Origin of the sequence: Pseudomonas sp. B111, from assembly GCF_026428275.1 — a bacterium.
GTDB classification, from domain to species: Bacteria; Pseudomonadota; Gammaproteobacteria; order Pseudomonadales; family Pseudomonadaceae; genus Pseudomonas; species Pseudomonas aeruginosa.
The window spans coordinates 3,087,733-3,113,072 of sequence record NZ_CP097857.1 but is presented as its reverse complement, the minus strand read 5'-3'; the positions used below and the strand labels follow the sequence as shown (position 1 = coordinate 3,113,072).

Below are 25,340 nucleotides of genomic sequence, written 5' to 3'. Positions count from 1 at the left end.
ATGATCGATACGCAATATTCCCTGGCGGCTACCCAGGCCGCGATCCCCTCCGAGCCGATCGCTCCCGGCGCTGCCGGGCGTTCCGTCGGCACGCCGCAAGCGGCTGCGGAACTGGCGCAGGCGCCGGCCACGCGGGCCGACCGGGTCGAGCTGAACGCTCCGCGCCAGGCGCTCGACCCGGTGCGCATGGAAGCGGCCGGCAGCGAGTTGGACAGCAGCGTCGAGCTTCTGCTGATTCTCTTCCGCATCGCGCAGAAGGCGCGCGAGCTGGGCGTGCTCCAGCGCGACAACGAGAACCAGGCGATCATCCATGCGCAGAAGGCGCAGGTGGACGAGATGCGCAGCGGCGCCACGCTGATGATCGCCATGGCGGTGATCGCCGGCGTCGGCGCGTTGGCCTCGGCAGTGGTCGGCAGTCTCGGCGCGTTGAAGAACGGCAAGGCCATCAGCCAGGAGAAGACCCTGCAGAAGAACATCGATGGGCGCAACGAACTGATCGACGCGAAGATGCAGGCGCTGGGCAAGACCTCCGATGAGGATCGCAAGATCGTCGGCAAGGTCTGGGCGGCGGACCAGGCGCAGGACAGTGTGGCGTTGCGCGCGGCGGGCCGTGCCTTCGAGAGCCGCAACGGCGCCCTGCAGGTGGCCAACACGGTGATCCAGTCCTTCGTCCAGATGGCCAACGCCTCGGTCCAGGTGCGCCAGGGCGAGTCGCAGGCGAGCGCCCGGGAAGAGGAGGTCAACGCCACCATCGGGCAGAGCCAGAAGCAGAAGGTCGAGGACCAGATGAGCTTCGATGCCGGCTTCATGAAGGACGTCCTGCAGCTCATCCAGCAGTACACCCAGAGCCATAACCAGGCCTGGCGTGCGGCGGCCGGAGTGGTCTGAGCCGTCTCCGCGCGGGAGGAAAAGGCCACAGCGATGTGGCTTTTTTCTTAAAAGAAAAGTCTCTCAGTGACAAAAGCGATGCATAGCCCGGTGCTAGCATGCGCTGAGCTTTAGGAGGCGCCCCCATGGATTTAACGAGCAAGGTCAACCGACTGCTTGCCGAGTTCGCAGGCCGTATCGGTTTGCCTTCCCTGTCCCTCGACGAAGAGGGCATGGCGAGCCTGCTGTTCGACGAACAGGTGGGCGTCACCCTGTTGCTGCTCGCCGAGCGCGAGCGTCTGTTGCTGGAGGCCGATGTGGCGGGCATCGATGTGCTGGGCGAGGGGATCTTTCGCCAGCTCGCCAGCTTCAACCGCCATTGGCACCGTTTCGATCTGCATTTCGGCTTCGACGAGCTGACCGGCAAGGTCCAGTTGTATGCGCAGATTCTCGCAGCGCAACTGACCCTCGAATGCTTCGAGGCGACCCTGGCCAACCTGCTCGACCACGCCGAGTTCTGGCAGCGCCTGCTGCCGTGCGACAGCGATCGCGAGGCGGTCGCTGCGGTCGGCATGAGGGTTTGAGTGGCTCCATGAAAATCGAATCGATTTCGCCGGTGCAGCCGTCCCAAGACGCAGGAGCCGAGACGGTGGGGCATTTCGAGGGGCGTTCGGTGACCCGCGCGGCCGTTCGCGGCGACGACCGTTCCAGCGTGGCCGGGCTGGCGCGCTGGCTGGCGCGCAACGTGGCTGGCGATCCGCGCAGCGAGCAGGCCTTGCAGCGCCTCGCCGACGGCGACGGCACGCCGCTGGAGGCGCGCACGGTCCGGCGCAGGTGAGGTGCTGGATGCTGTTGCCGCTGGCGTTGCTGCTCGGCGGTTGCGTCAGCCAGCCCGCGCCGATGTCGCCGAAGGTGACGGTGGGCGGTTCGGTGGGCGGCGTTTCCCTGCAGGCGCGCCAGGCGCAACTCAGGCTGCGCCTGTATGCCGTCGTTCAGGGAGGGATGCAAACGATTGCCGAGCGGCGCTACCGGGTGTCCGGGTTGCCGTTGCGCTATGCGTTCGATCTGGAGGTCGACAGGTTGGAGGGCGAGGCATTGTACCTACGCACCGAGCTTTCCTGGGTGGGCGTCGCGGCGGTCCAGGCGAGCGCCTGGCAGCGGGTGGCGGCGGGCGTCGATGAGCGGGTCCGGCTGGTTCGGCGCGACTGTTTTCCGAATTGTACGGCCGCTCGCCCGGAAGAAAGATCTGGCAACGATTGATACATTGCCTGCTGTTTCGGAAAGTGCGTATGGAGATTAAAGAAGTGCAAGTCTCGTTCGTTGTCAGGGAAGGCCTCGAATAATAAAACTGGTACTTTTGTTCCGCTTCTAAAGAAGGCTGGATTAATTGGCGGAAGCCGACTCGCTCTGCGAATCAGCGCACGTCGGATAATCCTGATTATTATAAAATCGACTCCGTGCTCATGGCTTTGAAAATCAATAAAACGGAGCGTATTCATGCCTCTCCGCTAGGCGGGGCATTCAAGGTACGACGGGAAGTGTTGGGGTTCTTATAATATGCAAGGAGCCAAATCTCTTGGCCGAAAGCAGATAACGTCTTGTCATTGGAACATTCCAACTTTCGAATACAGGGTAAACAAGGAAGAGGGCGTATATGTTCTGCTCGAGGGCGAACTGACCGTCCAGGACATCGATTCCACTTTTTGCCTGGCGCCTGGCGAGTTGCTTTTCGTCCGCCGCGGAAGCTATGTCGTAAGTACCAAGGGAAAGGACAGCCGAATACTCTGGATTCCATTATCTGCCCAGTTTCTACAAGGCTTCGTCCAGCGCTTCGGCGCGCTGTTGAGTGAAGTCGAGCGTTGCGACGAGCCCGTGCCGGGCATCATCGCGTTCGCTGCCACGCCTCTGCTGGCCGGTTGCGTCAAGGGGTTGAAGGAATTGCTTGTGCATGAGCATCCGCCGATGCTCGCCTGCCTGAAGATCGAGGAGTTGCTGATGCTCTTCGCGTTCAGTCCGCAGGGGCCGCTGCTGATGTCGGTCCTGCGGCAACTGAGCAACCGGCATGTCGAGCGTCTGCAGCTATTCATGGAGAAGCACTACCTCAACGAGTGGAAGCTGTCCGACTTCTCCCGCGAGTTCGGCATGGGGCTGACCACCTTCAAGGAGCTGTTCGGCAGTGTCTACGGGGTTTCGCCGCGCGCCTGGATCAGCGAGCGGAGAATCCTCTATGCCCATCAGTTGCTGCTCAACAGCGACATGAGCATCGTCGACATCGCCATGGAGGCGGGCTTTTCCAGCCAGTCCTATTTCACCCAGAGCTATCGCCGCCGTTTCGGCTGCACACCGAGCCGCTCGCGGCAGGGGAAGGACGAATGCCGGGCTAAAAATAACTGACGTTTTTTGAAAGCCCGGTAGCGGCTGCATGAGTAGAATCGGCCCAAATTGCAGGCTCTGACGAGCGCGCAATGTAGTGAGGAAGCCAAGGCAGAGAATGGAGCAGGAAGACGATAAGCAGTACTCCCGAGAAGCGGTGTTCGCCGGCAGGCGGGTATCCGTGGTGGGCTCGGACGCCCGCTCGCGGGGTCGGGTGCCGGGTTACGCATCGAGCAGTTTGTATCGTGAGTCCGGAATCATCAGTGCGCGGCAACTGGCGTTGCTGCAGCGGATGCTGCCGCGCCTGCGGCTGGAGCAACTGTTCCGCTGCGAATGGTTGCAGCAGCGCCTGGCGCGCGGCCTGGCACTGGGGCGCGAAGAGGTGCGGCAGATTCTCCTCTGCGCGGCGCAGGACGACGACGGCTGGTGCGCCGAACTGGGCGACCGGGTCAACCTCGCCGTGCCGCAGTCGATGATCGATTGGGTCCTGCTGCCGGTCTATGGCTGGTGGGAAAGCCTGCTCGACCAGGCGATCCCCGGCTGGCGCCTGTCGCTTGTGGAGCTGGAAACCCAGTCCCGGCAACTGCGAATCAAGTCCGAATTCTGGTCCCGCGTGGCCGAGCTGGAGCCGGAGCAGGCCCGCGAGGAACTGGCCAGGGTCGCCAAGTGCCAGGCGCGCACCCAGGAACAGGTGGCCGAACTGGCCGGCAAGCTGGAGACGGCTTCGGCACTGGCGAAGAGCGCCTGGCCGAACTGGCAGCGGGGCATGGCGACGCTGCTCGCCAGCGGCGGGCTGGCCGGCTTCGAGCCGATCCCCGAGGTCCTCGAATGCCTCTGGCAACCTCTCTGCCGGCTGGACGACGACGTCGGCGCGGCGGACGCCGTCCAGGCCTGGCTGCACGAACGCAACCTGTGCCAGGCACAGGATCACTTCTACTGGCAGAGCTGAGCGGCCGGCGAAAGCCGGCCCTACCGAGGAATCATGGATCATCTGTTGAGCGGATTGGCCACTCGCCTGGGCCAAGGGCCCTTTGTTGCCGATCGGACGGGTTCGTACCACCTGCGCATCGACGGACAGAGCGTCCTGTTGCTGCGCCAGGGCGACGACCTGCTGCTGGAAAGCCCGCTGGAGCACGCCCCCCTGGACCCGCAGCGCGACCAGCAGGGGTTGCTGCGGGCGCTGTTGTCGCGGGTCGCCAGTTGGAGCCGGCGCTATCCCCAGGCCATCGTCCTGGATGCGGACGGGCGCCTGCTGTTGCAGGCGCGGCTGGGCCTCGATGGCCTCGATCCCGAGCGACTCGAACGGGCCCTGGCCGCCCAGGTGGGGCTGCTCGAGGCGCTGGCGCCGGAGCTGGAGCCGCTGCCCCGCGGGTTGCCGCCGCAGGTTCCGGTGTGGCGTCCCTGATGCGCCGCCTGCTGATCGGCGGACTGCTGGCGCTGCTGCCTGGCGCGGTCTTGCGCGCGCAGCCGCTGGACTGGCCCAGCCTGCCTTACGACTATGTGGCGCAGGGCGAAAGCCTGCGCGACGTGCTGGCCAACTTCGGCGCCAACTACGATGCCTCGGTGATCGTCAGCGACAAGGTCAACGACCAGGTCAGTGGTCGCTTCGACCTGGAAAGCCCGCAGGCCTTCCTGCAGTTGATGGCCTCCCTCTACAACCTCGGCTGGTACTACGACGGCACCGTGCTGTACGTATTCAAGACCACCGAGATGCAATCGCGGCTGGTGAGGCTGGAGCAGGTCGGCGAGGCCGAGCTGAAGCGCGCGCTGACCGCCGCCGGCATCTGGGAACCGCGCTTCGGCTGGCGTGCCGACCCTTCCGGGCGGCTGGTGCACGTGTCCGGTCCGGGGCGCTATCTCGAACTGGTCGAGCAGACCGCCCAGGTGCTGGAGCAGCAATACACCCTGCGCAGCGAAAAGACCGGCGACCTCAGCGTGGAGATCTTCCCGCTGCGCTATGCGGTCGCCGAGGACCGCAAGATCGAGTACCGCGACGACGAGATCGAGGCGCCGGGCATCGCCAGCATCCTCTCGCGGGTGCTCAGCGATGCCAACGTGGTTGCGGTGGGGGACGAGCCGGGCAAGCTGCGCCCGGGACCGCAATCGAGCCATGCGGTGGTCCAGGCGGAACCGTCGCTGAACGCGGTGGTGGTGCGCGACCACAAGGACCGGTTGCCCATGTATCGCCGCCTGATCGAAGCCCTCGACCGGCCCTCGGCGCGGATCGAGGTCGGCTTGTCGATCATCGACATCAATGCCGAGAACCTCGCCCAGCTGGGCGTCGACTGGAGCGCCGGGATTCGCCTGGGCAACAACAAGTCGATCCAGATCCGCACCACCGGCCAGGATAGCGAGGAGGGCGGCGGCGCCGGTAACGGGGCGGTCGGCAGCCTGGTGGACAGTCGCGGGCTGGATTTCCTGCTGGCCAAGGTCACCCTGTTGCAGAGCCAGGGGCAGGCGCAGATCGGATCCCGGCCGACCCTGCTGACCCAGGAGAATACCCAGGCGGTGCTCGACCAGAGCGAAACCTACTATGTGCGGGTCACGGGCGAGCGGGTGGCCGAGCTGAAGGCGATCACCTACGGCACCATGCTGAAAATGACGCCGCGAGTGGTGACTCTCGGCGATACGCCGGAGATCAGCCTCAGCCTGCACATCGAGGACGGCAGCCAGAAACCCAACAGCGCCGGCCTGGACAAGATCCCCACGATCAACCGCACGGTGATCGATACCATCGCCCGCGTGGGCCATGGCCAGAGCCTGCTGATCGGCGGCATCTACCGCGACGAACTGAGCCAGAGCCAGCGCAAGGTACCCTGGCTCGGCGACATTCCCTATCTCGGCGCGCTGTTCCGCACTACCGCGGACACCGTGCGCCGCTCGGTGCGGCTGTTCCTCATCGAGCCTCGGCTGATCGACGATGGCGTCGGCCATTACCTGGCGCTGAACAACCGTCGCGACCTGCGCGGCGGCCTGCTTGAAATCGACGAGTTGTCGAACCAGAGCCTGTCGTTGCGCAAGCTGCTCGGTAGCGCCCGCTGCCAGGCGCTGGCGCCGGCCAGGGCCGAACAGGAGCGCTTGCGCCAGGCCGGGCAGGGTTCGTTCCTCACGCCCTGCCGGATGGGTGCGCAGGAGGGCTGGCGGGTGACCGACGGCGCCTGTCCCAAGGACGGCGCCTGGTGCGTCGGCGCGGAGCGCGGGAATTAGCATGGCCTGGAAGATCCGCTTCTACAGCGGGCTGAACCAGGGCGCCGAAGTCCCGCTCGGAGAGGGCCGGGTGGCGCTTGGCAGCGATCCGTTGCAGGCCGACCTGGTGTTGCTCGACGAGGGCATCGCGGCAGTCCACCTGGTGCTCGAGGTCGATGCCCAGGGCGTGCGCCTGCTGGAGTGGGCGGAGGGCTGCGAGCCTCGCCAGGACGGCCAGGCGCAAGTCGCCGGAGCGATCCTGCAGGCGCTTGCCGGGCAGACCTGCGGCCCGCTGCGCTGGGCATTCTGCGACCCGCAGCGGCGTTTTCCCGAGCGTTTCCCCGAAGTCGAGGCGCAGACCGCGCCAGTGCGCCGCAAGCCGTCCGCCCGTGCCGGCGGGGCCTGGCTGCTCGGCATCAGCCTGGCGCTGGCCCTGTGCCTGCTGGGCATGCTCGTCGAACCCTGGTCGGCCCGCCAGCACGGCATGGCCGGCGAGGAGCCCCTGGCGAGGGTGCGCGCCTACCTGCGCGAGCAGGGCATGAGCGAGGTGGATGTGCAGCGCCAGGGCGACAGTCTCCTGCTCGGCGGCTACCTGGAGGACAACGCTCGGCGCCTGGCGCTGCAGCGCTACCTCGATGGCAGCGGCGTGGACTACCGACTGGAAGCACGGAGCATGGAAGACATTCGCCAGGGCGTGGATTTCATCCTGCAGAAATTCGGCTATCGGCAGATCCTCAGCAGCAACGCGGACAAGCCTGGCTGGGTCCGGCTCAACGGCGAACTGGCGGAACAGGACGAACGCTGGGCGCGGATCGACGCATTGCTGGAGTCCGAGGTGCCGGGCCTGCTCGGGGTGGAAAACCAGGTCCGGGTGGCCGGCTCGCACCTGCGCCGCCTCGAGCGCCTGCTGGCGGACGCCGGCCTCGACCGGCAACTGAGTTTCCGCGAGCGCGGCGAGCGCATCGAGCTGAGCGGTACGCTCGACGAGGTCCAGCTCAGCGCCTTCTACCGCCTGCAGCGCGAGTTCCAGCAGGAGTTCGGTAACCGCCCGAGCCTGGAGCTGCTCAGTCGCGGCAAGCGCGCCAGCGGCGACGAACTGGAGTTCACGGTGCGCTCGGTGTCGCTGGGGCGGGTGCCCTATGTAGTGCTCGGCGACGGCCAGAAATACCCGGTGGGCGCCTCGACATCCCGCGGTGTGCGAATCCTCGCCATCGAGCCGGAGTCGATCCTGGTGGCCCGCGGCAAGCAGCGTTTCATCATCAATCTCAAAGGGGAGGTGCTCCATGATGACAGCCTTGGAAACGCGACTGTCGGTCGCTGACGGCACGCATGCCGCAGCGCTCCGGCAGCGTCTGCAGGCGGCGCTGGCGGAGTGTCGCCGGGAACTGGCCAGAGGCGCCGGCCCGGAGCGCTTTCAATTCCTGCAACAGCAGGCCCGGGCCCTCGAAGGCGGTCTCGGCATTCTTTCGCAGCTCACAGAGGACTAAGCATGGCGCAGATATTCAACCCCAACCCGGGGAATACCCTCGATACCGTGGCCAATGCCCTGAAGGAGCAGGCCAACGCAGCGAACAAGGACGTCAACGACGCGATCAAGGCCTTGCAGGGGACCGACAATGCCGACAACCCGGCGCTGCTGGCCGAGCTGCAACACAAGATCAACAAGTGGTCGGTCATCTACAACATCAACTCGACGGTGACCCGGGCGCTGCGCGACCTGATGCAAGGCATCCTGCAGAAGATCTGAACATGGACACTTCACTGATACGCGAATTGGCGGAACTGGCGCTGGCCGGCAGCGGGCAGCACTGCCACGAAGAGGCGCTGTGCATCGCCGAGTGGCTGGAGCGCCTCGGACAGGACGAAGCGGCACGGCTGATCCGGATTTCCAGCCTGGCCAACCAGGGGCGCTATCAGGAGGCCCTGGTCTTCGCCCATGGCAATCCCTGGCCGGCGCTGGAGCCCTGGTTCGCCTTGTGCGAGTGGCACCTGGGGCTGGGCGCCGCGCTGGACCGCAGGCTGGCCGGGCTGGGCGGCAGCAGCGATCCTGCCCTGGCCGACTTCGCCGCCGGCATGCGCGCCCAGGTGCGGACATGAGCCGCATCGACACGCCACCGGGATTCGCCGTCTATCCGTCGGCCAGTCCAAAGGCGGCGAACCTGCCGGCTGTCGATCAGGTGCTGGCTTTCGAGCAGGCCCTCGGCGGCGAGCCGCCGGCGGCCGGACGCCGCCTGGCCGGGTTGGAGAACGGCGCTCTCGGCGAGCGCCTGCTGCAGCGCTTTGCCCAGCCGCTGCAAGGGTTGGAGGCGGACCGCCTGGAGCTGAAGGCGATGCTCCGTGCGGAACTGCCGCTGGGGCGCCAGCAGCAAACCTTTCTCCTCCAGTTGCTCGGTGCAGTCGAGCATGCGCCGGGCGGCGAATACCTGGCGCAACTGGCGCGTCGCGAATTGCAGGTGCTGATCCCGCTCAACGGCATGCTCGACAACCTCGTGCGCAACAGCCACAAACTCGACCTGGAGTCATGATGGATATCTCTCGGATGGGCGCCCAGGCGCAGATCACCAGTCTCGAAGAACTCTCCGGCGGCCCGGCCGGCGCGGCCCACGTCGCCGAGTTCGAACGGGCGATGGGCGGTGCCGGCAGCCTGGGCGGCGACCTGCTCAGCGAACTGGGGCAGATCAGGGAGCGTTTCAGCCAGGCCAAGCAGGAGTTGCAGGTGGAGCTGTCGACGCCCGGCGACGATCCCAACAGCCTGATGCAGATGCAGTGGTCGCTGATGCGCATCACCATGCAGGAAGAGCTGATCGCCAAGACCGTCGGGCGCATGAGCCAGAACGTCGAAACCCTGATGAAGACCCAATGAGGCGAACGGTGAAAGGTCTGTCGCGCATGGCGCTCCTGGCGCTGGTCCTGGCGTTGGGCGGGTGCAAGGTCGAACTCTATACCGGGATCAGCCAGAAGGAAGGTAACGAGATGCTGGCGCTGTTGCGTTCGGAGGGCGTTTCCGCGGACAAGCAGGCGGACAAGGATGGCACCGTGCGCCTGCTGGTGGAGGAATCGGATATCGCCGAGGCGGTGGAGGTGCTCAAGCGCAAGGGCTATCCGCGGGAGAACTTCTCCACGCTGAAGGATGTGTTTCCCAAGGACGGGCTGATTTCCTCGCCCATCGAAGAGCGCGCGCGGCTCAACTACGCCAAGGCCCAGGAGATTTCCCATACCCTTTCCGAGATCGATGGCGTGCTGGTGGCGCGGGTCCATGTGGTGCTGCCCGAGGAGCGCGACGGACTGGGCAGGAAGTCCTCGCCGGCATCGGCCTCGGTGTTCATCAAGCACGCCGCCGACGTGCAACTGGATGCCTACGTGCCGCAGATCAAGCAACTGGTGAACAACGGCATCGAAGGCCTCAGCTACGACCGCATCAGCGTGGTGCTGGTGCCGTCGGCCGGGGTCCGCCAGGTCCCGCTGGCGCCACGCTTCGAGAGTGTCTTCTCGATCCAGGTGGCGGAGCACTCGCGCGGACGCCTGCTCGGTCTGTTCGGCCTGCTGCTGGCGTTGCTGCTGGCGAGCAACCTGGCGCAGTTCTTCTGGCACCGGCAACGGGGCTGAGCGGCGCGATGCCATTGACGGCCTACCAGTTGCGCTTCTGCCCGGCCCGCTACATCCACGAGTCGCACTTGCCCGCGGTATTGCTGCGGTTGCTGCCGGCGCTGCCGGACTGGCGGCGACAGAGCGTTCTCAACGCCTGGCTGCTGGAGCAGCTGGAACTGGACTGCGCGTTCCGCATGCCCGCGCAACTGGGCGGGCTGGCCCTTTACCCGCAGGCGGCGCTGGAACGGACCCTGGGCTGGCTCGGCGCGCTGCTGCACGGCCAGGCCTTGCGGCAGGTGCTGGACGGTGCGCGGGTACGGCGCATCCGCGCGCAGATCGGCGAACAGGGCCAGCGCTTCTGCCTGGAGCAGCTCGACCTGCTCATCGGTCGCTGGCCGCCCGGCTGGCAGCGGGCCTTGCCGGAAAACCCGGAAGACGGCTATTTCCGGCGCTGCGGCCTGGCTTTCTGGCTGGCCGCCTGTAGCGATGCCGACTGCGGTTTCTCGCGGCGCCTGCGCCTGCGCCTGGAGGCCATGCCGGCCCCGGCGGACTGGACCTTCGACGAACAACGGCGATCCCTGGCGCGGACCCTGTGCCTGAAGGTCGCCCGACAAGCGAGCGATGAATGCTTCCATTTGTTGAACTAGACGCCAGTCGCGTACGGCTGGCCCCCGGGCAGGCCCTGTTGCGCGCCCGCGACTACCAGGACTACCTCAGCGCCAACCGCCTGGTGGAAGCGGCACGCGAGCGTGCCGCCGAAATCGAGCGCGAGGCCCACGAGGTTTACCAGGAGCAGAAGCGCCTGGGCTGGGAGGCCGGATTGGAGGAGGCGCGTCTGCGCCAGGCCGGGCTGATCCAGGAAACGCTACTGCGCTGCAATCGCTACTACCGGCAGGTCGATCGCCAGCTTGGCGAGGTGGTGCTGCAGGCGGTGCGCAAGGTGTTGCGCCACTACGACGCTGTCGAGCTGACCCTGGCGGCCACGCGCGAGGCACTGGCATTGGTGAGCAACCAGAAGCAGGTGATCCTGCACGTCCAGCCGGAACAGCTGGTCGCGGTGCGCGAGCAGGTCGCCCGGGTGCTCAAGGATTTCCCCGAGGTGGGCTACCTGGAAGTGGTCGGCGATGCCCGGCTGGACCAGGGCGGTTGCATCCTGGAAACCGAGATCGGGATCATCGACGCATCGCTCGACAGCCAGTTGGCGGCGTTGCAGGCCGCATTGACGGAGGGCGTGGCGCGGAGCGGCGAGGAGGAAGGGGACGCCGGTTGAGGGAACCAGGCGCCGCCCCCGGCCCGGGTATTGGCTCCGGGCCGAGGGCTGAGGCGCTGCCGTTCGCCCGCGGCGGCGACGCTGGCGGTGCGGTCGGCGCCTTCAGAGCAGGGTGAAGCTGCGGCTTTCGGTTTGCGCCGAGTCCAGGCCGACGAAGACCTTGAACTCGCCTGGCTCGGCCGTGTGCCTGAGCTGGCTGTCGTAGAACTTCAGGTCCGCCTCGCCGAGGCGGAAGACGATCTCCCGCGATTCGCCGGGCTCCAGCATCACCTTGCGGAACCCGCGCAGTTCCTTCACTGGACGGCTGAGGCTGGCGACCGGGTCCTGCAGGTAAAGCTGGACCACCGTGGCGCCGGCGCGCTTGCCGCTGTTGCTGAGCGTGACCCGCGCTTCCAGGGTGTCGCCGCGGGCCAGCCGTTCGCTGGACAGGCGCAGGGGCGAGAGACTGAACTCGGTGTAGCTGAGGCCGTAGCCGAACGGGTAGAGCGGGCCGTTGGCTTCGTCGAAATAGCGCGAGGTGTATTTGCCGGGGTTGTCGTGGTCCATCGGCCGGCCGGTGTTCAGGTGGTTGTAGTAGACCGGTACCTGGCCCACCGAGCGCGGGAAGGACATGGTCAGCTTGCCGCTGGGGTTGTGCTCGCCGAACAGCACGTCGGCGATGGCATTGCCGCCTTCGGTGCCACTGAACCAGGTTTCCAGGATCGCGTCGGCGTTTTCCTGCTCCCAGCCCAGCGACAGCGGTCGGCCGTTCATCAGCACCAGCACCAGCGGCTTGCCGGTGGCCTTCAGTGCCTTCAGCAGCCGCCGCTGGCTGGCCGGGATGCGCAGGTCGGTGCGACTGGAGGCCTCGTGGGCCATGCCCTGCGATTCGCCGACCACGGCGACCACCAGGTCGGCGTCGCGCGCGGTGCGCAAGGCCTCCTCGAGCATCGCCTCGGCGGAGCGCGGATCGACCTCGACTTCCGGGTTGTAGCTGTTCAGGTAGTCGAGGATCGCCTGGTCGCCACTGACGTTGGCACCCTTGGCGTAGAGCAGGGTGGCACGCTCGCCGACGGCATTGGCCAGGCCCTGGTAGACGGTTACCGCCTGGCGTGGCACGCCGGCTGCCGACCAACTGCCGATGACGTCGCGCTGGCTCTTGGCCAGCGGGCCGATCACCGCGATCCGCCCCTGCTTCTTCAGCGGCAGCAGGCCGTCGCGGTTCTTCAGCAGGACCAGTCCTTCGCGAGCCACCTCGCGGGCGGCCTGGCGGTGCAGGCGGCTCTCGGCGTTGGTGTCGAACGGCGGGTCGTCCGGCTTGCCCAGGCGCCGGTAGGGATCGGCGAACAGGCCGAGGTCGTACTTCGCCGCCAGCACGTCGCGGCAGGCGCGATCGATGTCGGCCTGGTCGATCTCGCCGGCCGCCAGCAGCTTCGGCAGCCAGGTCGAGTAGAGATCGTCGTTCATGTTCATGTCGACACCGGCCTGGATCGCCAGGCGCGTGGCGTCCCGCTCGTTGCCGGCGAGGCCGTGCTTGATCAGTTCCTTCACCGCGCCATGGTCGCTGATGGTCAGCCCCTTGAAGCCCCACTGCTGGCGCAGCAGGTCGGTCAGCAGCCAGCGGTTGGCGGTGGCGGGCACGCCGTTGATGGTGTTCAGCGAGACCATCACCGCGCCGGCGCCGGCGTCCACCGCGGCCTTGTAGGGCGGCAGGTAGTCCTGGAACATGCGCGGCAGGCTCATGTCCACGGTGTTGTAGTCGCGGCCGCCTTCGGCCGCGCCGTACAGGGCGAAGTGCTTGACCGCCGCCATGATGCTGTCCGGGGCGGCCAGGTTGGAGCCCTGGTAGGCACGGACCATCACGCCGGACAGCAGCGAGGTCAGGTAGGTATCTTCGCCGAAGCCTTCCGAGACCCGCCCCCAGCGCGCGTCGCGGGTGATGTCGACCATCGGCGAGAAGCTCATGTCGAGCCCGTCGGCGCTGGCTTCGAGGGCGGAGATCCGCGCGCTGCGGGCGACCACCTCGGGGTCCCAGCTGGCGGCGAGGCCGAGGCTGATGGGGAAGATGGTGCGGTGGCCGTGGGCCACATCGTATGCATGGAACAGCGGGATCTTCAGGCGGCTATGGCGGACCTGATCCTGCATGGCGCGAATGTCCGGGCGGGTCACGGTATTGAAGATGGCGCCGACCTTGCCGGCGCGGATGTCCGCCATCAGCGCTTCCTTGGGATGGTCGGCGCCGACGCTGACCAGGCGTAGCTGGCCGATCTTTTCCGCGTTGCTCATGCGAGCCATCAGGCTGGCGATGAAACGCTCCTTGTCGGTAGCCGGTGGATTGCCGGATTCGCCCTGGCCAGCCGCCAGTGCCGGGCTCCCGCTCAGCCCGATGAGAAGCCCCAGTACACACAGCCTGTTCATGCATGTTTTCTCGTTATTGGATAGACGCTCGTCGTGGCGGCGTGACATGTCGCGGCATGCCGCCCGGCGGGCGCGACATAAGGTGTTCGCAGCGCGGGCGGAAGTCAACGAGACGGCGATGGGCGAATCTGCCGGTTCTGACAGGTCCCGTGGCACGCCGCTGGCGGCGCTCAGGCGACGCTGGCGAGCAACTGCTCGGCCGGCATCGGCCTGCCGAGCAGGAAGCCTTGCAGCGAATTGCAGCCGAGGCGGGTCAGGAACTCCTGCTGGGCCTCGGTTTCCACGCCCTCGGCGACGATCTTCAGGTTCAGCGTGCGGCCGAGGGCGACGATCGCCGAGACGATCGCGGCGTCGTCGCTGTCGTGGGCCAGCTCGTTGATGAAGCCACGGTCGATCTTCAGTTCGCTCGCCGGCAGGCGCTTGAGATAGAGCAGGCTGGAGTAGCCGGTGCCGAAGTCGTCGATGGAGATGCCGACGCCCATCGCCGACAACTGCTCGAGGATCACCAGGCTGGCATCGGCATCGCGCATGGCGGTCGATTCGGTCACCTCGAGGATCAGGTGGCTGGGCTCCAGGCTGTGGCGCAGGAGTGCGTTGCGCACCGAGTCGACCAGGCCGGCATGGGCGAACTGCAAGGCCGAAAGGTTCACCGCGATGTTCCACTCCGCATGCCCGCCGTCCAGCCAGAGGCGCATCTGCCGGCAGGCTTCGTCGAGCACCCACTCGCCGATCTGCACGATCAGGCCGGTTTTTTCCGCCAGCGGCAGGAACTGGTCGGGGGGGATCAGTCCGTGTTGCGGATGCTCCCAGCGCAGCAGCGCTTCCACGCCGACCATCGGTCCGTTCGGCGCCAGTACCTTGGGTTGGTAGTGCAAGACCAACTGCCGGCGCTCCAGGGCCTGGCGCAGGTCATGGAGCAGTTGCAACTGTTCCTGGGCGTTGGCGTTCATCGAACTCTCGAAGAAGCAGTAGCCGTTCCGTCCCTGGTCCTTGGCGTGATACATCGCCGCGTCGGCATTGATCATCAGTTCGTGGCGGGTCTGCCCGTCGCCGGGGTAGAGCGCGATGCCGATGCTCGCCGAGATCCGCACCTCGTGGCGGGATATCTGGTACGGCTGGCTGATCCGCTTCACCAGCTTCTCGGCCAGGGTCGCGGCGTCGGCGGGCTCGCGGGCCTCGATCAGCAGGACGAACTCGTCGCCGCCGAGGCGGGCGATGGTGTCCTGGGCGCGGACGTTGGCGCGGATACGCTCGGCGACTTCGATCAGCAACAGGTCGCCGAGGTGATGGCCGTAGGCATCGTTGACCGCCTTGAAGCCGTCCAGGTCCATGAACAGCACGGCGAACCGGCGATCGTCGCGGATCGCCTGCTGGATCGCCTGCTCCAGGCGGTCGTCGAGGAGCATGCGGTTGGGCAGCTTGGTCAGGTTGTCGTGCAGGGCCAACTGGATCAGCTCGCGGTTGGCTCGTGCGAGGGAGGTGGCGAGCACCGAGGTACGTGCCTCCAGGCGCGAGTCCAGCACCGAGACGATCAGGGCGATGGCGATCACCGCCAGGGTGATCACGATGACCAGCACCGCCAGCCAGCCGTTGTCGATGCCTCGGCCGGCGGCGCCGCAGAAGCTGCCCAGGGGGAACTGCGCGGCGGCCATCCCGGTGTAGTGCATGCCGACGATGGCGCAGCCCATCACCAGGGCGGCGCCGGCCCGGACCAGGACGATGCGCCGGCTGCCATGGCGCAGGCGGAAGGCGATCCACAGCGCGGCGCCGGAGGCGATCACCGCGATCAGGATGGAGAGGCCGAGCCACAGCGGGTCGTAGACGATCCCCGGCATCATCAGCAGGGCGGCCATCCCGGTGTAGTGCATGGCGGCGATGCCGCTGCCCATCAGCAGGGCGCCCAGCGCCAGGCGTTGCCAGGGGAGTTCCGCCTGGCACACCAGCCAGAGGGCGAAGGCCGAACTGCCGACGGCCAGCAGCAGCGACAGCAGGGTCAGGCCCAGGTCGTAGCCGAGCGGGATCGGCAGGCTGAAGGCGAGCATGCCGACGAAATGCATCGACCAGATGCCGAAGCCCATGGCGAAAGCGCCGCCGATCAGCCAGGAGAGCGCCTCGCGGCCTTTCGCCAGGGTCACCCGGCCGGCCATGTCGAGAGCGGTGTAGGACGCCAGGATGGCCACAATCAGGGAAAAGGCGACAAGAACCTGGTTGTAGCTGCTGATAAGCATGAAAGCGTCCGAACGGGATAGCGGGAGAGAAGTGGTTGATATCAACCTGATATTATTGCACGAGTCGCTTTCGCCAATGCCATCGGGCAGGACCAACGGTCGCCGGCGCAGGCGGAATCTTGCTCAACGGCCGGGCCTTTTGTACAGCGCTTTGTCTGCCGCCGGTCGCCGCCCGCCGGGGCAGGCGGCGGAAAGCTCGGCAGCGCTGGCAGGTTGACGCTACCCTGAAAGAAGCCATGGTCGTCCGATCCTCCTCTGGCCTGATCACAAAACTCTCATGATCGCCGACGATGGCTTCAGCTGAATGGGGAATCGGTGAATTTTCTGAATGTCTCGACAGGAGGTGCGTCTCATGGAAAAGCCCTTCTCGGATGATGTCAGCGTGAATGTCCTGCGTCGCATGAAAGAAGGCGGCTTCGACTTCGCGCGCATCCATCCCATCGACTTCTTCGCCATCTTTCCCAGTGAGCGGGAGGCCCGCCAGGCAGCGGGCCAGTTTCGCGGCGAGTCGCTCAGGGCCCAGGTCGTCGCTCGCGACGATGGCTCCTGGAACCTGCAGGTCAGCAAGGTGATGTACGCCACCCATGCCGCCATCGGTGCCTTCGAACACGACCTGGAGGAAGTCGTGGTGCCGCTGGGCGGCGTGCTGGACGGGTGGGGCGTGACCCAGGAGGTCACTTCGCTGCGTCCGTGACGGCGGCGGGACCCCGGCCGCGATCCCGGGCCGGGGCTCCTGCGTCGGGCTTTCCTTCCTCGAAGGCTTTCCTTCAGACTGGGGAAGGAGGTAAGCCATGAGCGATATTCTGATCCTGACCCATGCCGAGTTCTGTCCGCCAGGCGATCTGGGTGCCGTGCTGGCGGCGCGCGGCCTGGACTTCCGCGTGATCCGCGCCGACCTCGGCGAACTCGCCGGTCTCGACGCCGAACGCCCGCGAGCGGTGGCGATCATGGGTGGGCCGATGAGCGTCAACGACGACCTGCCCTGGTTGCGCGACGAACTGGCGCTGCTGCGTCGCTTCATCGAGCGGCGCATCCCGCTGATCGGCCATTGCCTCGGCGGCCAGTTGCTGGCCCGCGCCCTGGGCGCGACGGTGCGGCACCAGCCCTACACCGAAATGGGCTGGCAGCCCATGCAGCGGGAAAGCCGCGACAGTCCATGGCTGGCCGGGCTGCCGGAGCGCTTCTCGATCTTCCAGTGGCACGGCGATGCCTTCGACCTGCCGCAGGGCGCCGAGCGCCTGCTGTCCAGCCCGTGGTGCGAGAACCAGGGGTTTTCCTGGGGCGATCACGTACTCGGCCTGCAAGGCCATCCGGAAATGACCGAGGAACTGGTGCGGCGCTGGATCGCCGGCTGGCCGCACCTGCTCGATCCCTCCCAGCCCAGCCAGCAATCCGCCGAGGACATGCTGGCCGGGTTGCCTGCCAAGGTTGCCGGGCTGAATCGGGTGGCCGAGAGTTTCTACCGTCATTGGCTGTCGCTGATCGATTGACCTTCCCGGCCGCGGGCGCCTCCCTGGCACTACCGCCGGTCCGCTTTATCGCTCGTTCGAGCGAGACGGCTGTCTGCATGGAAGGGAGGGGAGAAGCCGTCTCCCTTCCGGGTCTGTTCTAGACTTATCGGTCCCACAGGTCGCTTCGCGATCGGCAGGTCGATGCCGGTCCGTGGCCGCGGGGCGCGCATGCCGTCGAACGGGGCGCCCTTCCTCTCCCTGTGGGCAGGATGCACCAGACTGGGGCGAACCCGCCGCGCCGACCCTGCGAATCGCCGACGAGCCGTGATCCGCGCGCTGGCACGGGCTTTGCGAGTTCCCCATCGTTCGTGACGACAAGGAGTCCGGCATGGCACGCATGTTTTACGACGAGATGCACGATGCTGGCGGCGAATGCCGCTCGCATTATCGGGAATTCGCTCGCTGGCTGGCCGACACCCCTGAAGAGCAATTGCTGCAACGCCGGCGCGAAGCCGACCTGCTGTTCCATCGCGCCGGCATCACCTTCACCCTGTACGGCGACGAGCAGGGCACCGAGCGCCTGATCCCCTTCGACACCATCCCGCGCAGCATTCCCGCGGCGGAGTGGGCGCACATCGAGGCCGGCTGCATCCAGCGCGTCCAGGCGCTGAACCTGTTCCTCGCCGATCTCTACCACGAACAGCGCATCCTCAAGGCCGGGGTGATTCCTGCCGAGCAGGTCCTGGCCAACGACCAGTACCAACTGGCGATGCAGGGACTGGACCTGCCGGGCAACGTCTACGCGCACATTGCCGGGGTCGACCTGGTCCGCGACGGCAGCGGCAACTACTACGTGCTGGAGGACAACCTGCGCACGCCCAGCGGTGTTTCCTACATGCTGGAAAACCGCAAGATGATGATGCGCCTGTTCCCCGAGCTGTTCGTCCGCCAGCGCGTGGCGCCGATCGACCACTACCCGGACCTGCTGCTCGACACCCTAAAGCGGGCCAGTGACGTCGAATCGCCGAGCGTGGTGGTATTGACGCCGGGACGTTTCAACAGCGCCTACTTCGAACACGCCTTCCTCGCCCGCGAGATGGGCGTGGAACTGGTCGAAGGCGCCGATCTGTTCGTTCGCGACGAGCGGGTCTACATGCGCACGACGGCCGGACCGCAACCGGTGGACGTGATCTACCGAAGGATCGACGACGCCTTCCTCGACCCGCTGGCGTTCAACCCGGATTCGCTGCTCGGCGTGCCCGGCCTGCTGGCCGCCTACCGGGCCGGCAACCTGGTGCTGGCCAACGCGATCGGTACCGGGGTGGCCGACGACAAGTCGATCTACCCCTACGTGCCGGACATGATCCGCTTCTACCTCGGCGAAGACCCGCTGCTGCACAACGTGCCGACCTGGCAATGTCGCAAGCCGAAGGAACTGGCGCACGTCCTGGCGCACCTGCCGGAGCTGGTGGTGAAGGAGACCCAGGGTTCCGGCGGCTACGGCATGCTGGTCGGACCGGCGGCCAGCCGGGAGGAAATCGAGCTGTTCCGCGAGCGCCTGAAGGCTCGCCCGGAGGCCTATATCGCGCAACCGACGCTGTCCCTGTCGACCTGTCCGACCTTCGTCGAGAGCGGCGTCGCGCCGCGCCATATCGACCTGCGGCCGTTCGTCCTGTCGGCGCCGGATCGGGTTCGCCTGGTGCCTGGCGGGCTGACCCGGGTGGCGTTGCGCGAAGGCTCGCTGGTGGTCAATTCGTCCCAGGGCGGCGGCACCAAGGACACCTGGGTGGTGGAGGAATAAGCATGCTCAGCCGGACCGCTTCCGACCTGTACTGGATGTCGCGCTACCTGGAACGCGCGGAGAACCTCGCCCGCATGCTCGACGTCAGCTACTCGCTGTCGCTGTTGCCGCAGGACCGCAACGGCGGCGGCCTGGACGAACTGGCCATGCCGCTGCTGATCACCGGCACCCTCGACGCCTACCTGGAGCGCCACGGCGAACTGGCCGCCGAGCGCCTGCTGAGTTTCTTCGCCCTCGACCCGGACAACCCGGCGAGCATCTACAGCTGCCTGGCCGCAGCGCGCGCCAGTGCCCATGCGGTACGCGGGCGGATCACCCTGGACATGTGGGAGAACATCAACGCCACCTGGCTGGAAATGCGCGGCATCGCCGCCGAGGGCATCCTGCGCTATGGCATCAGTCGTTTCTGCGAATGGGTGAAGGACCGCTCGCACCTGTTCCGCGGCGCGACCTTCGCCACCAGCATGCGCAACGATGCGTTCCGCTTCATCCGTCTCGGAACCTTCATCGAACGCGCCGACAATACCTTGCGCCTGCTCGATGCGCGCTACCAGACCCAGGGCGAAGCGGCGCTCGCCGGGGCGGACGAGGGCACCGCGCGCGGCTACTACCAGTGGAGCGCGCTGCTGCGGGCGCTATCCGCCTTCGAGGGCTACACCGAGCTGTACCGCGCCTCGCCCAACGCGCGCAACATCGCCGAATTGCTGCTGTTGCGCGAGGACGTGCCGCGTTCGCTGCTGTCCTGCATCGAGGAACTGAGCGAGATCCTTTCCGGCCTGCCCGGTGTCAACGGCCGGCCGGCGCAGCGCCTGGCCGCCGAGCTGGAGGCGCGGGTGCGCTACACCGGCATCGACGAGGTGCTGGAGCAGGGCCTGCATACCTGGATCACCGACTACATCCTGCTGGTTCGCCAGTTGGCCAACGCCATTCACAGCTCCTACCTGGAGGCCGCATGAGACTCTCGATCACCCACGACACCACCTATCGCTACGAAGACCGGGTGCGCGCCAGCATCCAGTACCTACGCCTGACCCCGCAGGACAGCGAGCGCCAGCACGTGGTCGATTGGCGCCTGGACCTGCCGCGCCCGGCGCGGCCGCTGCGCGATCCGTACGGCAACATCCTGCACGTCCTGACCCTGGACGAACCGCATGAGTCGGTCCTGATCGCCGCCCACGGCCTGGTCGAGATCGACGAGGAGCGCGAGGTGGAGCACGATCGCCAATCGCCGTTGCCGTTCCTGCGCAGCACCCGCCTGACCGGCGCCGATGCCGAGATGCGCGCCTTCGCCGAACGCGCCATGGGCGGCCGCAAGGACCGCGGCGGCCTGCTCGACCTGATGCATGCGCTGCACGAGCATATCCTCTACCAGCCGGGGTCGACCCGCGTCGACAGCACCGCCATCGAGGCCTTCGGCGCACGCGCCGGGGTCTGCCAGGACCATGCCCATGCCTTCCTCGCCTGCATCCGCAGCCAGGGTGTGCCGGGGCGCTATGTCTCCGGCTACCTCTACACCGAGGACGACACGCACCTGGCCAGCCATGCCTGGGCCGAGGCCTGGCTCGGCGACGGCTGGTACAGCTTCGACGTGACCAACCGGCTCGGCCGTCCGGAGCGCCATCTCAAGCTGGCCGTCGGCCTCGACTACCTGGATGCCTGCCCGGTGCGCGGCTTGCGCCGTGGCGGCGGTTGCGAGCAGATGCATGCGCGGGTGCTGGTCAGCGCGCCGCTGCTGCAGGTGCAGCAACAGTGACGATCCATTGCGCGCCTGGCGTTATCGGCGATTGCCTTTACGCTTGAGGGGCGGGGACGGACGGAATAAGGAAGATTCGAGATGACCTACTGTGTCGCGATGCACCTGGCCGACGGCTTGGTGTTCGCCTCCGATTCGCGGACCAACGCCGGGATCGACCATATCGCCACCTTCCGCAAGCTGTTCACCTTCGGCACGCCCGGCGAGCGCCTGCTGGTGGTGCAGACGGCCGGCAACCTGGCGACCTCGCAATCGGTGATCAACCTGCTGCAGCAGCGCATCCGCCGGGACGGCGCCAGCCTGCTCAACGTGCCCTCGGTCTACGACGCCACGGCGCTGATCGCCGAGACCACCCGCGAGGTGATGGCCCGCGACGGCGGCAATCTGGCCGGCAATACCGACCTGAGCTGTTCCTTCCTGGTCGGCGGGCAGATCGCCGGCGGACCGCCGGCGCTGTACAGCATCTACCCCCAGGGCAACTTCATCCAGGCTACGCCGGACACGCCTTTCCTGCAACTGGGCGAAAGCAAGTACGGCAAGCCGATCCTCGACCGCAACCTGACTTTCGACACGCCGCTGGAGCAGGCCCTGCGCTGCGCGCTGGTGTCGTTCGACTCGACCATCCGCAGCAACCTCTCGGTGGGCATGCCGCTGGACCTGCTGGTCTACCACCGCGACAGCCTGATCCTGCCGGAGGGCTACCGGGTCACCGAGGACGACGCCTATTTCAGCGCCATCCGCCGCCAGTGGAGCGCCGGCCTGCACGACTTGCTGGAGCGCCTGCCGTCGCCGCCCTCGGCGTACAACATCTGACGCCGCTTCAGCCGGCCGCGCCCGCTTTGCGGCCGGCCATGTGGCGCAGGTAGCCGATCAGCTGGCGCAACTCCTGGTCGTCGATCACCCGTTCCGGGAACGCCGGCATTTTCGCCTGTGGCCATTGCCGCAGCGCCTGCGGGTCGCGGATGTAGCGGGCGAGGAATTGCGGCTGGAAGTACTCGGTGGGGTTGTACGGCAGGTTCAGGTCCGGGCCGAACTGGGCGTCGCCGGCACCGTTGAGACGGTGGCAGGCCAGGCAGTTCTTCTGGAACACGGCGAAGCCGGCGCGCACTTCCGCGCTGGCGTCGGCGGCCGGCAGCAGAGCCGGGAAGCGTTCGGCCAGAGGGGACTGGTAGCGGATGCGGACGACCTGGAAGGGCCATTGCTCCGGACCGATGCGTTTTTCCTCGGGTTTGCTCCAGACCAGATAGAACGGCCCGGCGGACGGCTTGCCGGCGCCCAACGGCGGCCAGGGGCGCTGCGGATCCTCTATCGCCAGCCAGGCTTGCGAGCCCTGTTCGGCGAGCAGCGGGGCGGCCGGCAACTCGGCGGCGAAGCCATCGCTGGCCACGGCCTGCAAATGGTCTTCGGGATGCACGCCTTTCAACAAGGCCGCCAGTGGCACGGCGCGGTAGCGCATGTTCCGGCGGTAGGCGACGTCGGCCGGGATGTCCAGGTCGCGGGCCTGCGGATGCCTGAGCAGTTCTTCGCTGCTCCAGGTCTGCGTGCCCCCCGGCAGTTCCAGGCGGAGCTCGGCGGCCCAGGCGGCAGCCACAGGGAAGAGCAGGGCACCTAGCAACGCCAGGCGCGGGAGAGTGACAGGCATGCGGGTTCCTCGTGCATCCGCCGGTTATGACATGGAGCGAGAGATTGGCACGGAACGGGGGCCTCGCGGTAGCATGCGGGCCATTGCATAGCTGGCTAACCAAGGGGTTCCCGTGCTCGCCGAGTTGTTCGCCGTGATGGCGCCCGTGCTGTTCGGCGCCGGTGTCGGTTATGTCTGGGTCCGTCTCGGACACGCCTATCCGACCGAGTTCGTTTCGCGCATCGTGTTCAACATCGGTTCGCCATGCCTGATCCTCGCCACCCTGGCGCATACCCGGGTGGACCTGCACAGCTTCGGCCGGATGGCCCTGGCCAGCGCGCTGATCTGCGTCTGCATGGCTGCGCTGGGCTGGGCGGCGGCGCGCCTCGGGCGCCAGGAGTGGCAGGTGCTGGTGCCGGCCTACAGCTTCCCGAATGTCGGCAACATGGGCCTGCCGGTGTGCCTGTATGCGTTCGGCGAGGCGGGGATGACCCTGGCGGTGGCGTTCTACCTGATCATGTCGATCGGCAACTTCAGCCTCGGCGTGTTCTGGATGAGCGGCGAGCGCTCCTGGCGCTCGCTGCTGGGCAATCCGATCCTGCTCAGCGTGCTGCTGGCCTTGTTGTTGATGGGGCTCGACCTGCAACTGCCGCGCTGGATGGCGAATACCGTCGACCTGATGGCCGGGCTGACCATTCCGCTGATGCTGATCACCCTCGGCGTGTCCCTGGCCAGCATCCGTCCGCGGCAACTGGGCAATGGCTTCTTCTATGGCGGCCTGCGTCTTCTGCTGGGGGCGCTGGTGGGCTGGTCGGTGGCGCTGGCGTTGCAATTGCCGCCGCTGGCGCAGGGGGTGCTGGTGGTGCAATCGTCGATGCCGGTGGCGGTGTTCAACTATCTCTACGCCTTGCGCGGCAATCGTTCGCCGGATCAGGTCGCCAGCCTGGTGCTGTGTTCGACCTTGCTGTCGTTCGCCTTCATTCCGCTGCTGCTGACCTGGTGGCTGCCTGCGCTGCGCTGACCGCGAGGCGGTGCGCAGCGTGCAGGCAGCAGGGTGCCCTAGCGGATCAGACTGTTAAGGTTGGGAAGGATCAGGATGACTGTGGTGGCGAAGACGATGAGGCTCGCTTGCCGCCATCTTTTTGGCTGCTCGTTCAACATGGCCTGTCTGCCTTTCTTGTTGTCGGGTGGCTGCCTGCTCCGCGCTACGGCCCGGCGGAACGGCTTGCCACGCAGTGGAGTACTCTTCGGTCGGCCCGGCATCCCCGGCGTCGACCTCCCTTTCGAACGCTTGCATGAATCAGTCTAAGCCCCGGCCTGCGCGGGCTTAGACCACTTGGATACAAGCTGCTCCGGTCTAGACATATTCCCTCTATATGACAGCGTGGTGACGGCTCTGGCGTGCGTCTCGACCGTTCGTCCGGTGTCCGGGTTTCCGGTCGAAAGATGGCATGGTGCTATCTTCCCGGCGTTGCAGGCTGAGCTGGGCGGTCAATCAGCCTGAGCGGTTCGGTCATTGTCCCGCCGGCGAGCCTGTTTAAGGTAGGCGGAGGCCCGCTCGGCCGGACGAGAACAGGATAAGAGAGACCGCCATGACCGACGCATTCATTTACGACGCCGTGCGTACTCCCCGCGGCAAGGGCAAGAAGGATGGCGCGCTGCACAGCGTCAAGCCGGTGAACCTGATGGCCGGGTTGTTGCGCGCGGTCCAGCGGCGCAACGACCTGGATACCGCCCAGGTCGACGATATTGTGCTCGGCTGCGTGACGCCGGTGGGCGACCAGGGCGCCGATATCGCCAAGACCGCGGCGCTGGTGGCCGATTGGGACGAACAGGTTGCCGGCGTGCAGATCAACCGTTTCTGCGCCTCCGGCCTGGAGGCGGTGAACCTGGGGGCGATGAAGGTACGCTCCGGTTTCGAGGACCTGGTCCTGGTCGGCGGCGTCGAGTCCATGTCACGCGTGCCGATGGGCTCCGACGGCGGCGCCTGGGCACTGGATCCGGAAACCAACCTGCACACCAGCTTCGTCCCGCAAGGGATCGGCGCCGACCTGATCGCCACCCTGGAAGGCTTCAGTCGCGCCGATGTCGATGCCTTCGCCCTGCGCTCCCAGCAGAAGGCCGCCAAGGCCCGCGCCGAAGGGCTGTTCGGCAAGTCGCTGGTGCCGGTCGCCGACCAGAACGGCATCGTCCTGCTCGACCACGATGAGTTCATTCGCGCCGACTCTACCCTGGAAGGGCTCGCCGCGCTCAAGCCGAGTTTCGAGATGATGGGGCAGATGGGCTTCGACGCCACCGCGCTGCGCAAGTACAGCCAGGTCGAGCGCATCGAGCACGTGCATACGCCGGGCAACAGCTCGGGGATCGTCGACGGCGCCAGCGCCATGCTCATCGGCTCCGAGGCCAAGGGCCGCGAACTGGGCCTGAAGGCGCGGGCGCGGATCGTCGCTACCGCGGTGACCTCCACCGACCCCACCATCATGCTTACCGGCCCCGCGCCGGCGACCCGCAAGGCCCTGGCCAAGGCCGGCCTGAAGGTGGAAGACATCGACCTGTTCGAAGTCAACGAGGCGTTCGCTTCGGTGGTGATGAAGTTCATGAAGGACATGGGCGTGGCGGAAAGCAAGGTCAACGTCAACGGCGGCGCCATCGCCATGGGCCACCCGCTCGGCGCCACCGGCTGCATCATCCTCGGCACGCTGCTCGACGAACTGGAGCGGCGCAACCTGCGCTACGGCCTGGCCACCCTCTGCGTAGGTGGCGGCATGGGCATCGCCACCATCATCGAGCGCGTGTGAAGGGAGA

At 66.7% G+C, this 25,340-nt stretch carries 28 protein-coding genes; 25 read left to right on the top strand and 3 right to left on the bottom strand.

Going from position 1 to position 25,340, the window contains the following annotated elements:
- From popD to pscL, 17 genes are all read left to right on the top strand, one after another.
- Complete coding sequence (gene popD, locus M6E97_RS14365; protein ID WP_023095814.1) at nucleotides 1-888, top strand: type III secretion system translocon subunit PopD; 888 nt, start codon at nucleotides 1-3, stop codon at nucleotides 886-888.
- Between the two features lie 125 nt (nucleotides 889-1,013).
- Nucleotides 1,014-1,451, top strand: a complete 438-nt coding sequence (gene exsC, locus M6E97_RS14360; protein WP_003100769.1) for a type III secretion system regulatory chaperone ExsC — start codon at nucleotides 1,014-1,016, stop codon at nucleotides 1,449-1,451.
- 8 nt (nucleotides 1,452-1,459) lie between these two features.
- Nucleotides 1,460-1,705 (top strand): T3SS regulon translocated regulator ExsE, encoded by a 246-nt coding sequence (gene exsE, locus M6E97_RS14355; RefSeq protein ID WP_003117722.1) that lies wholly within the window; start codon nucleotides 1,460-1,462, stop codon nucleotides 1,703-1,705.
- 8 nt (nucleotides 1,706-1,713) lie between these two features.
- Complete coding sequence (gene exsB, locus M6E97_RS14350; protein WP_003109507.1) at nucleotides 1,714-2,127, top strand: YscW family type III secretion system pilotin ExsB; 414 nt, start codon at nucleotides 1,714-1,716, stop codon at nucleotides 2,125-2,127.
- 297 nt (nucleotides 2,128-2,424) lie between these two features.
- On the top strand, nucleotides 2,425-3,261 hold the full coding sequence (exsA, locus tag M6E97_RS14345) for a T3SS regulon transcriptional activator ExsA (RefSeq protein ID WP_003120334.1): 837 nt from the start codon (nucleotides 2,425-2,427) through the stop codon (nucleotides 3,259-3,261).
- A gap of 97 nt (nucleotides 3,262-3,358) precedes the next feature.
- Complete coding sequence (exsD, locus tag M6E97_RS14340) at nucleotides 3,359-4,189, top strand: T3SS regulon anti-activator ExsD (protein ID WP_003109509.1); 831 nt, start codon at nucleotides 3,359-3,361, stop codon at nucleotides 4,187-4,189.
- Between the two features lie 33 nt (nucleotides 4,190-4,222).
- Nucleotides 4,223-4,645 (top strand): YscB family type III secretion system chaperone PscB, encoded by a 423-nt coding sequence (pscB, locus tag M6E97_RS14335; protein ID WP_003109510.1) that lies wholly within the window; start codon nucleotides 4,223-4,225, stop codon nucleotides 4,643-4,645.
- Nucleotides 4,645-6,447, top strand: a complete 1,803-nt coding sequence (pscC, locus tag M6E97_RS14330) for a SctC family type III secretion system outer membrane ring subunit PscC (RefSeq protein ID WP_003109511.1) — start codon at nucleotides 4,645-4,647, stop codon at nucleotides 6,445-6,447. The genes pscB and pscC overlap by 1 nt, the downstream gene beginning before the upstream one ends.
- A gap of 1 nt (nucleotide 6,448) precedes the next feature.
- Nucleotides 6,449-7,747 carry a SctD family type III secretion system inner membrane ring subunit PscD gene (gene pscD, locus M6E97_RS14325; RefSeq protein ID WP_024947634.1) on the top strand — a complete coding sequence of 433 codons (1,299 nt, stop codon included), beginning with the start codon at nucleotides 6,449-6,451 and terminating at the stop codon, nucleotides 7,745-7,747.
- Complete coding sequence (pscE, locus tag M6E97_RS14320) at nucleotides 7,710-7,913, top strand: YscE family type III secretion system co-chaperone PscE (protein WP_003100751.1); 204 nt, start codon at nucleotides 7,710-7,712, stop codon at nucleotides 7,911-7,913. Before pscD ends, pscE begins: the two co-directional genes overlap by 38 nt.
- Nucleotides 7,914-7,915: 2 nt before the next feature.
- Nucleotides 7,916-8,173, top strand: coding sequence for a type III secretion system needle filament protein PscF (pscF, locus tag M6E97_RS14315; protein WP_003087729.1), 258 nt, complete (start codon nucleotides 7,916-7,918; stop codon nucleotides 8,171-8,173).
- Between the two features lie 2 nt (nucleotides 8,174-8,175).
- Nucleotides 8,176-8,523, top strand: coding sequence for a YscG family type III secretion system chaperone PscG (pscG, locus tag M6E97_RS14310; RefSeq protein WP_003109513.1), 348 nt, complete (start codon nucleotides 8,176-8,178; stop codon nucleotides 8,521-8,523).
- Nucleotides 8,520-8,951, top strand: coding sequence for a YopR family T3SS polymerization control protein PscH (pscH, locus tag M6E97_RS14305; RefSeq protein WP_003100725.1), 432 nt, complete (start codon nucleotides 8,520-8,522; stop codon nucleotides 8,949-8,951). The genes pscG and pscH overlap by 4 nt, the downstream gene beginning before the upstream one ends.
- Nucleotides 8,951-9,289, top strand: coding sequence for a SctI family type III secretion system inner rod subunit PscI (gene pscI, locus M6E97_RS14300; protein WP_003120330.1), 339 nt, complete (start codon nucleotides 8,951-8,953; stop codon nucleotides 9,287-9,289). The genes pscH and pscI overlap by 1 nt, the downstream gene beginning before the upstream one ends.
- Nucleotides 9,286-10,032, top strand: coding sequence for a SctJ family type III secretion inner membrane ring lipoprotein Psc (gene pscJ / locus M6E97_RS14295; RefSeq protein WP_003120329.1), 747 nt, complete (start codon nucleotides 9,286-9,288; stop codon nucleotides 10,030-10,032). The genes pscI and pscJ overlap by 4 nt, the downstream gene beginning before the upstream one ends.
- A gap of 8 nt (nucleotides 10,033-10,040) precedes the next feature.
- On the top strand, nucleotides 10,041-10,661 hold the full coding sequence (pscK, locus tag M6E97_RS14290; RefSeq protein ID WP_003087734.1) for a SctK family type III secretion system sorting platform protein PscK: 621 nt from the start codon (nucleotides 10,041-10,043) through the stop codon (nucleotides 10,659-10,661).
- Entirely contained in the window at nucleotides 10,640-11,284 is a 645-nt protein-coding gene (gene pscL / locus M6E97_RS14285) for a SctL family type III secretion system stator protein PscL (RefSeq protein ID WP_003087735.1), read from the top strand. The genes pscK and pscL overlap by 22 nt, the downstream gene beginning before the upstream one ends.
- A gap of 102 nt (nucleotides 11,285-11,386) precedes the next feature.
- Here the strand turns inward: pscL and bglX are convergent, their stop codons facing one another.
- Nucleotides 11,387-13,681 (bottom strand): beta-glucosidase BglX, encoded by a 2,295-nt coding sequence (bglX, locus tag M6E97_RS14280; protein WP_003087736.1) that lies wholly within the window; start codon nucleotides 13,679-13,681, stop codon nucleotides 11,387-11,389.
- A 170-nt stretch (nucleotides 13,682-13,851) separates the two neighbouring features.
- Nucleotides 13,852-15,909, bottom strand: coding sequence for a putative bifunctional diguanylate cyclase/phosphodiesterase (locus M6E97_RS14275; RefSeq protein ID WP_003087737.1), 2,058 nt, complete (start codon nucleotides 15,907-15,909; stop codon nucleotides 13,852-13,854).
- A gap of 352 nt (nucleotides 15,910-16,261) precedes the next feature.
- On the opposite strand from M6E97_RS14275, the gene M6E97_RS14270 reads away from it, so the two are divergent.
- From M6E97_RS14270 to M6E97_RS14245, 6 genes are all read left to right on the top strand, one after another.
- Nucleotides 16,262-16,603, top strand: a complete 342-nt coding sequence (locus M6E97_RS14270) for a ribonuclease E inhibitor RraB (protein WP_003087738.1) — start codon at nucleotides 16,262-16,264, stop codon at nucleotides 16,601-16,603.
- Nucleotides 16,604-16,700: 97 nt separating this feature from the next.
- A complete protein-coding gene (locus tag M6E97_RS14265) occupies nucleotides 16,701-17,399 on the top strand; it encodes a type 1 glutamine amidotransferase (RefSeq protein ID WP_174217698.1) in 699 nt (232 codons plus the stop codon).
- 349 nt (nucleotides 17,400-17,748) lie between these two features.
- Nucleotides 17,749-19,161, top strand: a complete 1,413-nt coding sequence (locus tag M6E97_RS14260; RefSeq protein ID WP_003087741.1) for a circularly permuted type 2 ATP-grasp protein — start codon at nucleotides 17,749-17,751, stop codon at nucleotides 19,159-19,161.
- 2 nt (nucleotides 19,162-19,163) lie between these two features.
- Nucleotides 19,164-20,117 carry an alpha-E domain-containing protein gene (locus M6E97_RS14255; protein WP_003087742.1) on the top strand — a complete coding sequence of 318 codons (954 nt, stop codon included), beginning with the start codon at nucleotides 19,164-19,166 and terminating at the stop codon, nucleotides 20,115-20,117.
- Entirely contained in the window at nucleotides 20,114-20,914 is an 801-nt protein-coding gene (locus M6E97_RS14250) for a transglutaminase family protein (RefSeq protein ID WP_019484634.1), read from the top strand. Before M6E97_RS14255 ends, M6E97_RS14250 begins: the two co-directional genes overlap by 4 nt.
- An 81-nt stretch (nucleotides 20,915-20,995) precedes the next feature.
- Complete coding sequence (locus M6E97_RS14245; RefSeq protein ID WP_003100716.1) at nucleotides 20,996-21,727, top strand: peptidase; 732 nt, start codon at nucleotides 20,996-20,998, stop codon at nucleotides 21,725-21,727.
- 7 nt (nucleotides 21,728-21,734) lie between these two features.
- Here M6E97_RS14245 and M6E97_RS14240 read toward each other — a convergent pair whose 3' ends face one another.
- Complete coding sequence (locus tag M6E97_RS14240; RefSeq protein ID WP_003100707.1) at nucleotides 21,735-22,556, bottom strand: cytochrome c; 822 nt, start codon at nucleotides 22,554-22,556, stop codon at nucleotides 21,735-21,737.
- A gap of 112 nt (nucleotides 22,557-22,668) precedes the next feature.
- Between M6E97_RS14240 and M6E97_RS14235 the strand changes: the two genes are divergently transcribed.
- Nucleotides 22,669-23,556 (top strand): AEC family transporter, encoded by an 888-nt coding sequence (locus tag M6E97_RS14235; protein WP_003087746.1) that lies wholly within the window; start codon nucleotides 22,669-22,671, stop codon nucleotides 23,554-23,556.
- Nucleotides 23,557-24,127: 571 nt separating this feature from the next.
- Nucleotides 24,128-25,333, top strand: a complete 1,206-nt coding sequence (locus M6E97_RS14230; protein WP_003087747.1) for an acetyl-CoA C-acetyltransferase — start codon at nucleotides 24,128-24,130, stop codon at nucleotides 25,331-25,333.
- Nucleotides 25,334-25,340 lie beyond the last annotated feature (7 nt).